Consider the following 14,893-nt stretch of genomic DNA (forward strand, 5'->3'; position numbering starts at 1 on the left):
GCGGCCTCTCTTTGTGTCACACCAACAAGGAAATAACGTAAACCGCGTAAAGGCTTGTCAACAGAATTCCCCATCCGCGGGTGATATCCCGTTTGAAAAATACAAAGGGGACCAAAAGGAGTGATGCGCCCAGCATGACCCAAAGATCAAATCGCAGGAATTCTGGATCAACAGGAATGCGCCCAAACAGGGTTGCAATGCCGACAATGGCCAACAGATTGAACATGTTGGACCCGATAACATTGCCCAATGCGACATCGGCTTGTCGGCGCAGTGCAGCCATAACAGTGGTCGCCAGTTCCGGCAGGGAAGTTCCCACCGCTATAAGTGTCAGTCCGATTACAGTCTCGCTGACGCCGTAAGTGCGGGCAATGATTGTAGCGTTGTCGACCAGAAGATGTGCGCCCATCGGCAGGCCTATCAGTCCGAGCACCAGGTAGACTGAAATCTTCCAATAGGGCATGTCTGGATCGGCTTCTTCCAGGCCATCAAAATCGTCATCCTCGGCGCAGGCTTTGCCACAGGCCTTGCGATGGGCATGGGCTTCTCTGAAGGCGGTCCATAGAACAAAGCTGAGAGCAGCCAGCAAAATCGCGCCGCTGAACAGGTTGAACACGCCGCAGAAGGCAAGGCCGATGAACAGAACTGTTGCCAGCAACATGAACACATAGTTCTTGCGGCTGTCACATTCGCTGGTGTGCAGCGTGGCAAGCAGCGCAGGCAGGCCCAGCACCAGCAGGATATTGGCCGTGTTCGACCCCACAACGTTACCCAGGGCGATGCCCGGTGCGTTTTCCTTAATTGCACTGATTGCAATCAGAAGTTCTGGCGCCGAGGTGCCGAATGCCACGATCGTCAAACTAACGATCAACGCCGGTACTCCAATCCGCAGGCTGAGGTTCACGGCACCGCGTACCAGCGCATCACCCGCCAGCAACAGGATCAACAAACCGAGACCGGATAACAGCCATGCCGTCATGCGCGGCCTCCTTTTTCGCAGGCACAGGGACCTTTACCGATCCTGAACCGATGACAGCGCGGGCATCTTGCGGATTGTAGTTTTTTCTGCCCCGGGAACCGCAGTTTGCCGAACATTGCCAGGACGCCCATGGCAATCAAAAAGAGGGTCACGATCTTGATAATCACGTTACAAACCGAAACGTGCGTATGCGGCACGCTCCTCAAGTCCGGCAACCGCGTCCTGTGCCAAGGAGGCGCCGAACCGTGACCAGAATGGCTTGCGCAGCCCGTAACGGCGGAATTTTACTTTATCGCCAAACCGGTCCTGCATTTTGGGTTTGAGATGAGCGATGCCGTCGATCAGGCCAAGTTCATGCGCGCGGCGTGCCAGCCAGACTTCGCCAGTGAACAGATCAGCACCCGTTTCAAGCTTTGCCCCGCGTCGTGCTTTGACATGAGCAGTGAAGTTCTCGTGGATATCGCGTAACAGGCCTTCAAGCCTTGCGACATCTTCAGGTTTTTCCGGGGCAAAGGGATCCAACATGGATTTCGAATGGCCCGCCGTGTGCACTCGCCGTTCGAAACCCTGCCTCTCAAGGAAAAGATGTGCGCCGAACCCCGAAGAGATCACGCCAATCGAACCCAGTACCGAACTGTCATCGGCGTAAATCTCATCAGCAGCCGCTGCCAACCAATAGCCACCCGAAGCTGCCACATCCTCGACAAATGCGAAGACGGGAACATCCAGTTCTTTCGACAGACGCTGAATGCGCGCACCGATCAATGAACTTTGGACCGGGGATCCGCCGGGCGAGTTGACTTCAAGCGCGACGGCGGCAGGTTTGCCTTTGCGAAATGCTTTTTCGAGAACCGGTGCCAGAGTTGTGTCAGACATCGACCCGCGCCCGGACATGCCGATTGCACCCGATAAGCGCACGACCGAAACGGTTGGCTGTTTTTTGAGAAACGGCAGGCTGACCTTCATGGGTGCCGATGTAGAGTGCGCCCACGCGGTAAACAAGGGAGCGGCTGACCGTTATCGGTCGCGTGAACGTATTTACTGAAGGTGATGGGCAAAAATGCAACGCCGTCCATGGCCTAACTCCGGATGCGCCAGCCAGTTTTGAAGATCCATCCGATGATGCCCAGACACACGCCGGTAAACGCCAGTATGGCTAAAAGGCTGAACATGATCGGCACATCGGCCAGGCCGTAAAACGACCAGCGAAAGCCCGAGATCAGATAGACGACCGGGTTGAACAGGGTGATGGTCTGCCACAGCGGGGGCAACATCGAAATCGAATAAAAGGTACCGCCCAGAAAGATCAGCGGTGTCACCACGAGTTGCGGAACCAAAGACATCTGCTCGAAATTGCTGGCCCAGATGCCGATGATGAAGCCCAGCAAGGAAAAGCTGAGGCAGGTCAGGACTAGAAATGTCGCCATGGCAAGCGGGTGTTCAATACGCAAATCCACAAAGAATGCAGAGGTCACAAGGATCACGACACCCACAAACAGCGATTTTGTCGCTGCCGCTCCGACATAGCCGATGACGATCTCGATGAAATTCACCGGCGCCGAAAGAAGCTCATATATCGTTCCCAGAAACTTTGGGAAATAGATCCCGAAAGAGGCGTTCGAGATCGACAGCGTCACAACAGATAACATGACCAGCCCCGGAACGATGAACGCCCCATAGGATACGCCTTCGACCTCTTGTATGCGGCTGCCAATCGCCGTGCCAAAGACAACGAAATACAGCGATGTCGACAGGACCGGAGATATGAAGCTTTGCGCAAGGGTGCGGAAGAACCGGGCCATTTCGAACCGGTAGATGGCAGTAATGGCGGACCAGTTCATGTGGCTTCTCCCGACACCATATTGACAAAGATCTCTTCAAGGCTGGACTGACGCGTTTGTACATCGCGTAAAATCAGCCCGGCCTCGGCCACATCGTTCAACAGGGTGGTGATGCCAGTGCGGTCGGCGTTTGTGTCGTAGGTATAAACCAGCGCGTCACCCTTGCCATTCAGTTTGAGATTGTGTGCGGCCAGACTGTCGGGGACGGTTTGAATGGGCTGGGTCAGCATGACTTCGATCTGCTTCTTTCCCATCTGCGCCATCAAAGTGTCTTTGTCCTGAACCAGTAGCAGTTCACCCTTGTCGATGACGCCGACACGGTCGGCAATGGCCTCGGCCTCTTCGATATAGTGGGTGGTTAGAATGATGGTGACACCGGCCTGCTTCAACTCGGCCACGATTTCCCACATGTCTTTGCGCAGTTCGACATCAACACCTGCGGTCGGCTCGTCCAGAAACAGAACACGCGGCTCGTGTGCCAGCGCTTTTGCGATCAGAACCCGACGTTTCATACCGCCCGATAGTTCTTTGATCGCGTTTTTGCGTTTTTCCCACAAAGACAATTTGCGCAGAATTTCTTCGATACGTGCGTTGTTCTGCCCAAGCCCGAACAGCCCGCGCGACAATCGCACAGTGTTCCAGACCTTTTCAAAGGGTTCGAGCGCGATTTCCTGCGGAACCAAACCGATCATCCGGCGTGCTGCGCGAAAATCAGTCTGGATATCGTGGCCGCCGACGGTCACGCTTCCTGAGGTTGGCGTCGTTATTCCACACACCGTCGAAATCAGCGTGGTCTTGCCTGCACCGTTGGGACCCAGAAGAGCCAGGATTTCTCCCTGCTCGATGTCCAGAGACACGCCCTTTAGCGCCTCAAAACCTCCGGCATAGGACTTTCGCAAATCCCTGATGGACAGAATTGTTGTCATGCGCCTCCCCCGTTCTGGCGGCGACACTACCCTGCGAGTTAGCCACAGAACAGGCCCAATTCACACATTTTGCTCAGCTTTCCAATTGGCCTTTCCAGTCCGGGCTTGCATTTCCTGGCTGGCCCCGAAACCCTGCGCGGGCAGGAGGACTGGTATGTTAAGTGGAATTCGGATCATCGAAATCGAGGGCTTGGGCCCCGGTCCCTTTGCCGCCATGCTGTTGGCCGATCTCGGTGCAGATGTGATCACCATCCACCGCAAGGGGCAGGCCGCGACTCCGGGCATGCCCGAACAGTCAGTTCTGGATCGGGGTAAGCGCTCGATCAGCCTGAACCTCAAAGACCCGGCCGATCTGGATGTGGCCCGGCGCCTGATCGCCACGGCTGATGCACTGATCGAAGGGTTTCGACCCGGTGTGATGGAAAAGCTGGGCCTTGGCCCTGATATCTGTCGCGATCTGAACCCAAAGCTGATTTATGGCCGTATGACGGGTTGGGGACAGGACGGCCCCTTGTCCAAGAATGCCGGGCACGATCTGAACTATATCGCACTGTCCGGGGCGCTTTGGTATGCGTCGCAACCGGACCAACCGCCGCAAACCCCGGCCACTTTGGTGGGTGATATCGGTGGCGGTGCCATGTATCTGGTCGCGGGCATTCTGGCCGGATTGCTGAATGCGGCACGCACAGGAAAGGGCACGGTCGTGGACGCCGCTATTTATGACGGCTCGGCCCATATGATGAACCTGCTGATGAGCCTGCGCCAAACCGGAAACCTGTCAGATACGCGCGGACACAGCCTTCTGGACGGTCCCCATTGGAGCCGAACCTATGCCTGCTCTGATGGTGGATTTGTGGCGGTGCAGTGCCTGGAGCCGAAATTTTATGCCGAGTTCCTGCAGATATTGGACCTGTCTGGCGATCCCGAATTTCGGCAGCAATATGATGCTTCCACCTGGCCCGCGCTGACCCGGCGGCTGGCTGAAATCTTTGCTGGCAAACCACGTGATCATTGGGCGGCGCTGTTTGCAGCAAGTGACGCCTGTGTTGCACCGGTGCTCAACCCGTCCGAGGCGCAGAACCATGCCATGAACACAGCACGCCAGACCTGGCTTGCCCCCGACGGTATGCTACAGGCCGCCGCCGCGCCGCGGTTTTCCGAGCGGGAGTGGAAGCCCAGACCCAGCCCGCGCCGCGGAGATCATACACAAGACATACTGACCGAGCTGGACGCCCGACCCAAAGCCTAGCGGTTGCGCACTGCGTCGATCATACGCTGAACGTTGTCGGGATCGGCATCGGGCGTGATGCCATGACCCAGATTGAAGATATGCGGCCCTTTGGAGAATGCATCGACAATCCGCCGGGTCTCGTCCACCAGCGCTTGACCGCCGGTCACCATATGCGACGACGCCAGATTGCCCTGTACGCAACCATCCACCTGGACATGCTCGGCGCCCCATTCCGGCGAGACCGAATTGTCCAACGCGACGCAATCAACCCCCGTGGTTTTGGCGAACCCGATATAGCCATCTCCGGCCTCTCGCGGGAATCCGATCACCGGGATGCCGGGGTGACGTTCCTTGATGGCCTGGGTGATTACGCGGCACGGCTCGACCGCATATTTGCGGAACGCCTCACCCTTCAGCGATCCGGCCCAGCTGTCGAATATCTTGACTACCTCGGCCCCGGCCTCGATCTGGGCTGAAAGATATTCGATCGTGGCCAGCGTGATCCGGTCCAGCAATGCTTCGAACAGCGCAGTATTCCCCTCGCGCAGCGCATGGGCGGGGCCTTGATCCGGGGTGCCGCGTCCGGCGATCATGTAGGTCGCCACTGTCCACGGGGCGCCAGCAAAACCGATCAAGGTTGTCTCGGATGGCAATTCCCGTGACAGGATGCGCACTGTCTCATAGACTGGCGAGAGTGTTTCGTGGATATCCTCGACCGATTTCAGCGCATCAAACTCGGATTGTTGCGTGATAGTCGACAAACGCGGGCCTTCACCGGTGACAAACCAAAGATCCGCACCCAGCGCCTGTGGTACCAGCAGGATATCCGCAAACAGGATAGCTGCATCGAACCCATAGCGACGGATCGGCTGCAATGTGACCTCGGCCGCAAGCTCGGGATTGTAGCACAGCGACAGGAAATCCCCGGCCTGCGCGCGCGTTGCACGATATTCTGGCAGATACCGCCCGGCCTGGCGCATCATCCAGATCGGAGGCACATCCTGCACCTGTCCTGCCAATGCCCGCAGCAGTTTCTTTGTTTCGGCCATCTGTGCCCCCAATCGTCTGGTTTGTGGCAACGGGTCTTCCTTCGGCGGCAATTTGTCAAGCTCTGCCCCCATTGTCAGGGCAATGTGACGCGACTAAAGCTGTGTCCATGACATTGACCCTGCCTTCACCCGCCTCACCGCTGAAAATCGGCACCCGTGGTTCGCCCCTGGCGCTGGCGCAAGCCTATGAAACCCGGCAGCGGTTAGGCACAGCCTTTGATCTGCCCGAAGATGCATTCGAAATCGTGGTGATCAAGACCACCGGCGACAATCGCGCGATGATCGACGCTGACCGCCCGCTGAAAGAGATCGGCAACAAAGGCCTGTTCACCAAGGAAATCGAAGAAGCGATGCTGCGAGGTGATATCGACATCGCTGTGCATTCGACCAAGGACATGCCGGTCGAACAGCCCGCGGGTCTTGTGTTGGACACGTTCCTGCCGCGCGAAGATGTGCGCGACGCTTTTATTTCGCCCAGCCTGAACTCTATTCATGACCTGCCCAATGGCGCGGTGGTTGGCACCTCGTCTTTGCGCCGCCGGGCTCAGCTGTTGAACCGGCGCCCTGACCTGAATGTGGTTGAGTTCCGTGGCAACGTGCAAACGCGCCTGAAGAAACTGACCGATGGTGTAGCGGATTGCACGTTTCTGGCGATGGCAGGTATCCGGCGCCTGAATATGGACGACGTTCCCGCAACTGCTATCTCGCCCGAGGATATGCTGCCCGCTATTGCACAAGGTACAATCGGTATCGAACGCCGCAGTGACGATCCCCGTGCTGCAGGGATGTTGGAGGCAATTCATCATAGCGAAACCGGGTATCGACTTTTGGCCGAGCGCGCCTTGCTGGCCGCGCTTGACGGGTCCTGCGAGACTCCGATTGCCGGGCTGGCTGATATCAGCGGTGGCATTCTGCGCCTGCGCGGAGAAGTCCTGCGCCCGGACGGGTCTGATTCTATCGCTGAAGACACCACTGGCGTGATTGGTGATGGTGCAGAAATGGCGCGCGCAATGGCCGAAAAACTACTGACAAAGGCCGGCCCCGGGTTCTTTGATTGGAAGAATTGAAGAAAAATTTATTTAATGTGAACTAGTTCACTGTCGCGCTTTCAAAGATCAGGCATTAAGGGTGCACACCGATTGAGAAATCGGGTTGGTCTCGAAGAAGTCGAAAGTTTTTGTTAGTCTGTCCATTTTTAAGTGGTATTCGAGGGGGCGAGACCAAACCCCGACATTCAGTCAGTAAGGGCCGCTGTCTCATTAAGACGGCGGCCCGTTTACTTTTAGGGGTCTTAAATAGCCGCGACGTCTTGAACCGCTTGCACAATCGCAGCCCGCTGGTGAAGCGATGTCAGTACATATAATTACCTGTCTTCAAGACTGGATGCGCGGGGCAGTGGAATGATCCTCGTGCCATGGGGCTAGAAAATCCGTCGCATTTTCTTATCCGGTGTAAAGTGCAAGCGTTGCTAGTACCTGTAAGAGGCGTAGAGTGCTTCAGCGCACCGCTTCATTGTGACGATTACCGGAGACCAAGATGGCCGAGACTTTCGACGAAGATCTGTTCCTCAGAGGGCTGGAGCAACGCAAAAGCACCCTGGGCGCGGAATATGTTGAGAAAAACCTGGCCGCGGCCGACGATTTTACCCGGCCGTTTCAAGAGGCAATGACCGCTTGGTGCTGGGGTTTCGGCTGGGGCGACGATGTGATTGACGCCAAGACCCGGTCAATGATGAACCTGTCCATGATCGGCGCGCTGGGCAAGATGCACGAATGGGAACTCCACTGTCGCGGCGCCATCAGCAACGGCGTCAGCAAAGAAGAAATCCGGGCCATTATTCACGTGATCGGCATCTATTGTGGCGTGCCGCAGGCGCTGGAATGCTTTCGTGTCGCGCGCAAGGTTCTGGACGAGGCAGAGACAACCTCTGAGACATGATCATGAATTGAACTTTGCCCAAGCTTCATCAAGCTGAGGGGATTTTCGGGCCCGGTTTGGCAGGTGTCTGAAACATACAACGGCGCCCCATATTTGCGGGTGTCGCAAGTTGCCGATTCCTCTGGTTCTCTTAGTCCGCGTTGTTGATCCGGCCGCGTAATTCTTCGGCCTCCTGCCGCGCGGCGCGCAACCCGTCCATGGCAGCGCCCAGTTCCGCCTCGGTCTGGGTGAGCTGATTGGTTAGCTCGGCCTCGCGCTGTTGCAGATAGGTGATGGCCTGATCGCGGGTTTCTTCGGCCTCATGCAATTCCTGGCTCATGCGATCCAGATCGGCGACGTCGCTTTGGCGAACACGAGACAGACGATGGGCCAGCCAGTTGGCGAACCACCCCATGCAGAAGGCTGCGAACAGGATGATGGCGGTGGCAATGATGAATTCGATTCTGTTCAACTTACTGATCCCCTGCGCCGGTATCTGCGGCGTCTTCTGACGTCTCTGTCTCGGCCTCCAGCGCCTCAAGCCCAGTCTCGGAATTGGCAATGGGTTCGGGCCGGATCAGGCGAAATTCAATGCGACGGTTTTCTTCTCGGCCTGCCTCGGTATCGTTGTCTGCGATCGGTTGCGTTTCACCATATCCCACGGCCGAGTAGCTTGACGTTGGGATGCGGCGTCCGCGCAACTCATTCAGGATCGACTGGGCCCGCGCCTGGCTGAGTTGCTGGTTCATCTCTTCGCGGCCTTGACTATCTGTATGGCCCTGAATTTCAATCCGGATGGGGCCGCATTCGCGCAGAATCTCGGCGATCTGATTGACGGTATCGCGTGAATCCGCGGCAACCGTTGCCGATCCCGGTTCGAATGCGATTTTGCTGCTGGCCTGAACTTCGGCAAGCTGGTCTTCGCACAGCTCTGGGTCGGGCAGGCTGTCTGCGGGTTTCGGCGGCTCTTGATAGGTGATCGAAAGGGTGAAACCTTTTGCATCCCCAAGCTTTTCCGACAGCAATCCGGCGATACGGGCTTTGGCGTCCGGGTCGTAGCTGACCCCGCTGAGAGAAACGTCGTCAGGGGTAACAGTCAGAGCGCCGTTATGCAGCAGAGACAACGCTTCCAGCCCCGCCAGAACACGCACCGGCCAGTCTGCGGGTAAGTCGGAGGCGATGCGGGTGGCGGTATAAACCTGTTCCGATCCAAATGCCGCGCGGGCAAAACTGTCGGCCATGTCGCGCGATGTCTCATTGCTCAGACGACCGCGCATTTGGACCAGCCCTTCGGGGCTGCGCGTGGTCGAGAACTCGGGGGGGCCGGTGGATTCGGCGGTTTCGGGTTCGGGCAGGACGGCGTGCAGGGCGAAAACCTCGGGCAGCGCATTTTCCAGCTCGCCCACCACACGGTCAAAGACCCCAGCCTCTGTTCCCTGCGCCGCCACTAGCGTGATATCCGCATCCGAAATCGTGACCGAACCCTGACCAATCTTGGACAGGGCACGAATGCTGAGCGTTGCCGCTTCGGGCCAACGGGGTGAGGGCACGCCCAAACCGATTGTACAGTTAAACGGACCAGCAAGGCCTGCTTCTTTGGCAGCAGCGACGATGGCATCCCGCGCTTTTTCATTCTGGGCCGAGCAGGCATCGAACTGGCCGCCGTTGGCATCAATCAGGTAGCGCAGTGTAAAGGGGGTGATTACGGGGCGCGGAGCCGAGATCGACAACCCGATTCGCAAACTGGGAGGTGCTGCGCGGGTCAGGCTCTGTTCCAGTCGTTCTTTTTCCCGCAGGCTGTCTGCAATGGCGGTGATTTTCACCAAACCGGGGCTGGCCGATATTTTGGCACGCGGCAGGCGGGTCAACGCTTCGAGCGCATAGTTCAACGCGTCGTCCCAGCCTTCGGGTATAGGGTAATCCGCCGTTTCCATCAGGTCCGAAACGGTGTCGCCGTCCATCCGGCGCAACCTTTCGATCAGCTCGCTGCGGTCTTGGCTTGCGGGTATCAGACCAATAATCGAAATACCGCTGTCGTTTCGCAAAATTTCAGCGGAAAAGCGCGGTGCTGCCAGTTGCCGGGTGGGGGCGACCTGCATGTCGTCAATAACGCGTGAGGTATCAACCTCGGTCCCGGCTGCGGTCAGCGCATTGAACCGCGTTGCTTCGTCAATGGCTATGCCGGTCAGGACAACGCGCAGGCCATCGGATTCGACTTCGGCCCAGTCATGCCCTTTTAGGTCAAGCGCACGCCGCACGGCGAGTTCCGACGCTTCTTCAACTTTGGTTACCGCATATCCTGCGGCCACAAGCGATAGGCTGGCCGAAACGAGGAATATCAGGGAGGCAGCTAGGAAATAGGGCAGGCGCATGTGCGGGCAGACGACTCCTGAAGTTATTGAGCAGGACTCTTACAGAGGCCCGCGCCGAGGTGCAATCAGAGCAACCCAGCAATGCAAAGGAAGATCAGCGGAATAAGGCCGGTATCCCGGTTGGCCCGGAAAAGCTGCAGCAATTTGGCGTTGTCTTCAGTGTCCAGCCCACGCAGTTGCCACGTCATATGCCATCCCATCGCCCAAGGTCCGGCAAGTGCAACGAACATGGCTGTAATTGGGGCCTGCCGCGTCATGGCGTCTATAATGGCCAGCGCCATTAGGGATACAGTGGCGACCAGGAAATACTTTAACCAATGCGCAGTATTTGTCCCGAACAGGCGGGCGGTGGATTTGATACCGATCAACTCGTCATCCTCGGCGTCCTGATGCGCATAGATCGTGTCGTAGAACAGCGTCCAGGCGATGCCGGCCAGGTACAGAGTGATAGCCGGGCCGCCCACCGTTCCGGTATGCGCGGCCCAGGTCAGCAGGATGCCCCAGTTGAAAGCCAGTCCCAGAAATACCTGTGGCCACCAGGTGAACCTTTTGGCGAAGGGGTAGACAGCGACGGGCAACAGGGACAGCACGCCCATGGCGATGGCGGCCTGGTTGAAGCTCAGCAGAACTAACAATGCCAGCAGGCATTGCAGCACCATCCAGATAGCGGCCTGCCGAACACTGACCTGCCCAGAAGGGATCGGGCGCGACCGGGTCCGTTCCACTTTTGCATCAAAGTCGCGGTCCGAAATGTCATTCCAAGTGCAGCCCGCGCCGCGCATCAAAAAGGCACCGATGGCACAACCGATGGCGATCCAGAGGTCCTCCCACCGCGGGGTGCCGTCGCTGAGGATGGCCAGCGTCAGTCCCCACCAGCAGGGGATCAGCAGCAGCCATGTGCCGATAGGCCGATCAGCCCGGCTCAGCCGCAGGTAAGGGCGCGAGAATTCCGGCGCATAGGTGTCGACCCAGTTGCCGCTGACCGCATCAGCGACCTGACCGTCTGGTGTTGGCGCATTGCCTTGCATATGTAAGGTCTCATGAGTGCAAAGATCAGACTGTATGTAGAGCACCCTTTGGGTCCGGGGCAATCGGTAGAATTGACGCGCGAGCAGGCACATTACCTGTTCGGTGTCATGCGCCTGACTGTGGGGGGGCAGGTTGCCTTGTTTAACGGACAGGACGGAGAATGGCAGGCCGAAGTGGCCGAAGCGGGAAAGCGTGGCGGTGTACTGACCTGTGTCGAACAGACCAAACCGCTGCAACGGCCACCTGACCTGTGGTTCCTGTTCGCCCCGATCAAAAAGGCACGCACCGATTTCATCGTTGAAAAGGCGGCGGAAATGGGTGCGGCGCGGATCATGCCGGTGCAGACAGAATTCACCAATTCCGAACGTATCCGCCAGGACCGCTTGCAAGCCCATGCGGTCGAGGCCGCCGAGCAATGCGGCGGTACCTTCGTGCCCGAGGTCGCCGATCTGCAGCGGCTGGACCGAGTTCTGGATGGCTGGCCCGAGGGGCGTCAACTGATGTTTTGTAACGAGGCCGAGGTCGGCTCGGCCCTGCGCCTGGCGGCGCATGAAAAGGGGTTGCCATGGGCGATCCTTATCGGACCCGAGGGCGGCTTTTCCCAACGTGAACGTGCCCGGCTGACCGCCTTACCCTATGCCCATGTCGTCAGTCTTGGCCCGCGTATCCTGCGCGCGGATACTGCAGCCGTTGCGGCTCTGACCATGTGGCAGCAGGCGTTGGGGGACTGGTCATGATTTGGCGTCTCGCGCAGGAGGTGGATGTACCGAAGATCGACCAGTTTCTAATGCGCCACATTCAGACGTCGATGTTCCCCTTGGCCAATCTGCGTGATTTTGGATTGCGGGGCACGGACCGACGTGCCGTTAATATCTGGGTGTTGGGCGACGATCCCCGTGCGGCGTTCTCCATCACGAATGAGGGCATGGTTTTACCGCAATGTCCCGATTGCACAGATGAAGAACTGGCCGCTGCGATTGATCTGATCCGGGGGCGTGCCTTGTTTGGAATGGCGGCTGAGGCAACACAGGCCCGCCGGATCATGCGTCTTGCGGGGTGGGAGGATCGGCCGGCAACGCTGAACAGCGATGAACCGGGTTTCACGCTGGATTTGGAACAGCTTACTATTCCGGATGCTACAAGCGCAGAATTGGTGCCTTTGGGTGCGTTTGATCGTGAAGTCGTCGAAAGGTGGCGGTCTGACTACCTGATCGAAGCAATGGAATTCAATTCGTCACGAGCGCAAAAACAGGCTGGCTTGGATTGCGACGCCTATACCGCACGTGATTCTCATCGTGTGTTGCTGGTCGACGATCAGCCTGTCGCCATGACTGGTTTTAACGCGCGCTTGCAAGAAGTCGTGCAGATTGGTGGGGTCTTTACACCTCGTGAAATGCGCGGCCGTGGATATGCGCGTCTGGCCGTCGCGCTGCATCTGGAGGAGGCGCGCCGTACGGGTGCGAAACGCGCGGTTTTGTTTGCGGCTTCCGATTCCGCTGCGCGTGCTTATATCGGTATCGGTTTTCAATCCGCGGGGCAGTACTCGCTCATCCTGTTCATAAACCCAGAGGATACCGCATGAGTTTCATCCGACCCGAAGCGAAACTGGCCCTGTGGCGCTGGCGCGAAGTGCTGGTTGCCGGTGTCATTCTGTTGGTTGGCCTCAGCTGGATCAGCGGCCCGGGTGGGTTGCTGGGCTGGTTGGGCTGGGTTTTGGTGGCGGTGTCGCTTGCACTGGCCGTTATCGGGGTTCAGCGCGCCAGGTTTCGCACCGGCGTCGGTGGCCCCGGAGTTGTGACCATCGACGAAGGCCAGATATCCTATTTTGGCCCGCTGGACGGTGGCATGGTCGCGACGCGGGAAATCGAACGGTTGGCGTTGGACCCATCCTCGAATCCGGCGCATTGGGTGTTGGAACAGCCTGGCCAGCCGACACTTCACATTCCTGTGAATGCCGAAGGGGCCGAAGCGCTGTTTGACGTGTTCTCGGCGCTGCCGGGGTTGAAAACAGAACATATGTTGTCGGAATTGAACGGTGGGGCCGTCCATCCCGTAGTAATTTGGGAGCGTCAGCCGATGCGCCCTGCGCATATGCGGTTGCATTGACACCGCCGTCGTTTGCGACCACGACTGACCAACAAGACAGACACATCAGGATCGGAGCACGGTTCATGTCCATCCCCCAGTCCGGCGGCGGACCGATCGAACGCCACGAGCAACTTGCCGAATATCTGGAATCGGGCTGCAAGCCCAAAGCCGATTGGCGCATCGGAACCGAACATGAAAAGTTCGGCTATTGTAAAGACTCACTGAAACCGCTGCCATTCGAAGGCACGCGGTCGATTGTGGCGGTGCTTGAAGGGCTGCGCGACCGGCACGGCTGGGCCGAGGTGCGCGAAGCGGGCCACCTGATCGGTCTGGAAAAAGACGGCGCCAATGTCAGCCTTGAACCGGGCGGTGCACTAGAGCTGTCTGGCGCGCCGTTGGAGACGATCCACGAGACCTGCGACGAGGTGAACACCCACCTGCGCGAGGTTAAGGATATCGCTGATGAAATCGGCGTGGGCTTTATCGGTCTGGGCGCGGCCCCGATCTGGACCCATGAGCAGATGCCTCTGATGCCCAAAGGCCGTTATCGGCTGATGAACGATTACATGGAGAAAGTCGGCTCGATGGGTCGTGCCATGATGCGGCGCACTTGCACGGTTCAGGTCAATATCGACTTTGGGTCCGAGGCCGACATGGTGCAGAAACTGCGCGTCGCGCTGGCTTTGCAGCCGGTGGCCACCGCGCTGTTTGCCAATTCGCCCTTCTTTGAGGGCAAGCCCAACGGCCAGAAAAGCTGGCGCAGCCATATCTGGCGGCACCTGGACGATGCGCGCACCGGCATGCTGCCCTTCGTGTTCGAAGAGGGCTTTGGGTTCGAGCGCTACGTGCAATACGCGTTGGATGTGCCGATGTACTTTGTCTATCGCGATGGCCAGTATATCAACGCGCTGGGCATGTCCTTCCGCGATTTCCTGCAGGGCAAACTGCCCGCGCTGCCGGGTGAAACACCTACCCTGTCTGATTGGGCCGATCACCTGACCACCGCCTTCCCCGAGGCGCGGATCAAGAAATTCATGGAGATGCGCGGCGCGGATGGTGGCCCGTGGCGGCGTCTGTGTGCGCTGCCTGCCTTCTGGGTTGGCCTGACCTATGATCAGGGCGCGCTGGATGCGGCCTGGGATCTGGTCAAGGGCTGGGATGCCGAAACGCGCGAGGAACTGCGCGTTCAGGCGGCCGTCAATGGCCTGCAGGCGCAGGTTGGCGACATCAACATGCATGATCTTGCCCGCGAAGTGGTTGCGATCTCGGAAAGTGGTCTCAAGGCCCGGGCCTATCCCGGCGCAGGTGGCCTGGTTCCCGATGAGACGCATTTCCTGAACGCGCTGAAGGAGAGTCTCGATACCGGCAAGGTTCCGGCGGATGAGTTGCTGGAACACTACAATGGCGACTGGAACGGCGATCTGACCCGAATTTATCCCGAATACAGCTATTGACCCACCG

General features: G+C 58.2%; 16 protein-coding genes. 8 read left to right on the forward strand and 8 right to left on the reverse strand.

Annotated elements, in window-relative coordinates:
• Nucleotides 1-16 precede the first annotated feature (16 nt).
• Nucleotides 17-979: a calcium/sodium antiporter gene (locus FN806_RS06445; RefSeq protein WP_142635277.1), complete on the reverse strand. Its 963-nt coding sequence runs from the start codon at nt 977-979 to the stop codon at nt 17-19.
• A gap of 168 nt (nt 980-1,147) precedes the next feature.
• Nucleotides 1,148-1,855, reverse strand: a complete 708-nt coding sequence (locus tag FN806_RS06455) for a S49 family peptidase (RefSeq protein WP_246097175.1) — start codon at nt 1,853-1,855, stop codon at nt 1,148-1,150.
• Between FN806_RS06455 and FN806_RS20630 the strand changes: the two genes are divergently transcribed.
• Nucleotides 1,845-2,024 (forward strand): hypothetical protein, encoded by a 180-nt coding sequence (locus FN806_RS20630; protein ID WP_246097176.1) that lies wholly within the window; start codon nt 1,845-1,847, stop codon nt 2,022-2,024. The two genes, FN806_RS06455 and FN806_RS20630, sit on opposite strands and share 11 nt — an antisense overlap.
• Nucleotides 2,025-2,058: 34 nt before the next feature.
• Here the strand turns inward: FN806_RS20630 and FN806_RS06460 are convergent, their stop codons facing one another.
• Nucleotides 2,059-2,820 carry an ABC transporter permease gene (locus FN806_RS06460; protein ID WP_142635283.1) on the reverse strand — a complete coding sequence of 254 codons (762 nt, stop codon included), beginning with the start codon at nt 2,818-2,820 and terminating at the stop codon, nt 2,059-2,061.
• Nucleotides 2,817-3,746 (reverse strand): ABC transporter ATP-binding protein, encoded by a 930-nt coding sequence (locus FN806_RS06465; RefSeq protein WP_142635285.1) that lies wholly within the window; start codon nt 3,744-3,746, stop codon nt 2,817-2,819. The genes FN806_RS06460 and FN806_RS06465 overlap by 4 nt, the downstream gene beginning before the upstream one ends.
• 154 nt (nt 3,747-3,900) lie before the next feature.
• On the opposite strand from FN806_RS06465, the gene FN806_RS06470 reads away from it, so the two are divergent.
• Nucleotides 3,901-4,995: a CaiB/BaiF CoA transferase family protein gene (locus tag FN806_RS06470; RefSeq protein ID WP_142635287.1), complete on the forward strand. Its 1,095-nt coding sequence runs from the start codon at nt 3,901-3,903 to the stop codon at nt 4,993-4,995.
• On the opposite strand, the gene hemE is transcribed toward FN806_RS06470, so the two are convergent.
• Entirely contained in the window at nt 4,992-6,026 is a 1,035-nt protein-coding gene (hemE, locus tag FN806_RS06475) for a uroporphyrinogen decarboxylase (protein WP_142635288.1), read from the reverse strand. The genes FN806_RS06470 and hemE overlap by 4 nt on opposite strands.
• Before the next feature lie 107 nt (nt 6,027-6,133).
• On the opposite strand from hemE, the gene hemC reads away from it, so the two are divergent.
• Together hemC and FN806_RS06485 are read left to right on the forward strand one after the other, a co-directional pair.
• Nucleotides 6,134-7,093 carry a hydroxymethylbilane synthase gene (hemC, locus tag FN806_RS06480; protein ID WP_142635289.1) on the forward strand — a complete coding sequence of 320 codons (960 nt, stop codon included), beginning with the start codon at nt 6,134-6,136 and terminating at the stop codon, nt 7,091-7,093.
• Nucleotides 7,094-7,562: 469 nt separating this feature from the next.
• On the forward strand, nt 7,563-7,964 hold the full coding sequence (locus FN806_RS06485) for a carboxymuconolactone decarboxylase family protein (RefSeq protein WP_142635290.1): 402 nt from the start codon (nt 7,563-7,565) through the stop codon (nt 7,962-7,964).
• Between the two features lie 130 nt (nt 7,965-8,094).
• Here FN806_RS06485 and FN806_RS06490 read toward each other — a convergent pair whose 3' ends face one another.
• From FN806_RS06490 to ubiA, 3 genes are all read right to left on the reverse strand, one after another.
• Entirely contained in the window at nt 8,095-8,415 is a 321-nt protein-coding gene (locus FN806_RS06490; RefSeq protein ID WP_142635291.1) for a hypothetical protein, read from the reverse strand.
• Between the two features lies 1 nt (nt 8,416).
• The gene (locus tag FN806_RS06495) at nt 8,417-10,315 is read right to left on the reverse strand and encodes an OmpA family protein (protein ID WP_142635292.1); all 1,899 of its coding nucleotides are present in this window, start codon (nt 10,313-10,315) and stop codon (nt 8,417-8,419) included.
• Nucleotides 10,316-10,380: 65 nt separating this feature from the next.
• Nucleotides 10,381-11,343 carry a 4-hydroxybenzoate octaprenyltransferase gene (ubiA, locus tag FN806_RS06500; protein ID WP_142635293.1) on the reverse strand — a complete coding sequence of 321 codons (963 nt, stop codon included), beginning with the start codon at nt 11,341-11,343 and terminating at the stop codon, nt 10,381-10,383.
• Between the two features lie 12 nt (nt 11,344-11,355).
• Here ubiA and FN806_RS06505 point away from each other — a divergent pair, with 12 nt between their 5' ends.
• The 4 genes from FN806_RS06505 (at nt 11,356) to FN806_RS06520 (ending at nt 14,886) form a co-directional block, all read left to right on the forward strand.
• Nucleotides 11,356-12,081, forward strand: a complete 726-nt coding sequence (locus tag FN806_RS06505) for a 16S rRNA (uracil(1498)-N(3))-methyltransferase (protein WP_142635294.1) — start codon at nt 11,356-11,358, stop codon at nt 12,079-12,081.
• Nucleotides 12,078-12,926 carry a GNAT family N-acetyltransferase gene (locus tag FN806_RS06510; RefSeq protein ID WP_142635296.1) on the forward strand — a complete coding sequence of 283 codons (849 nt, stop codon included), beginning with the start codon at nt 12,078-12,080 and terminating at the stop codon, nt 12,924-12,926. Before FN806_RS06505 ends, FN806_RS06510 begins: the two co-directional genes overlap by 4 nt.
• The gene (locus tag FN806_RS06515) at nt 12,923-13,450 is read left to right on the forward strand and encodes a hypothetical protein (RefSeq protein ID WP_142635298.1); all 528 of its coding nucleotides are present in this window, start codon (nt 12,923-12,925) and stop codon (nt 13,448-13,450) included. Before FN806_RS06510 ends, FN806_RS06515 begins: the two co-directional genes overlap by 4 nt.
• Nucleotides 13,451-13,515: 65 nt before the next feature.
• On the forward strand, nt 13,516-14,886 hold the full coding sequence (locus tag FN806_RS06520) for a glutamate--cysteine ligase (protein ID WP_142635300.1): 1,371 nt from the start codon (nt 13,516-13,518) through the stop codon (nt 14,884-14,886).
• The last annotated feature ends 7 nt before the right edge of the window (nt 14,887-14,893 follow it).

This window comes from Ruegeria faecimaris, assembly GCF_900182615.1.
Taxonomy (GTDB): Bacteria; Pseudomonadota; Alphaproteobacteria; order Rhodobacterales; family Rhodobacteraceae; genus Ruegeria; species Ruegeria faecimaris.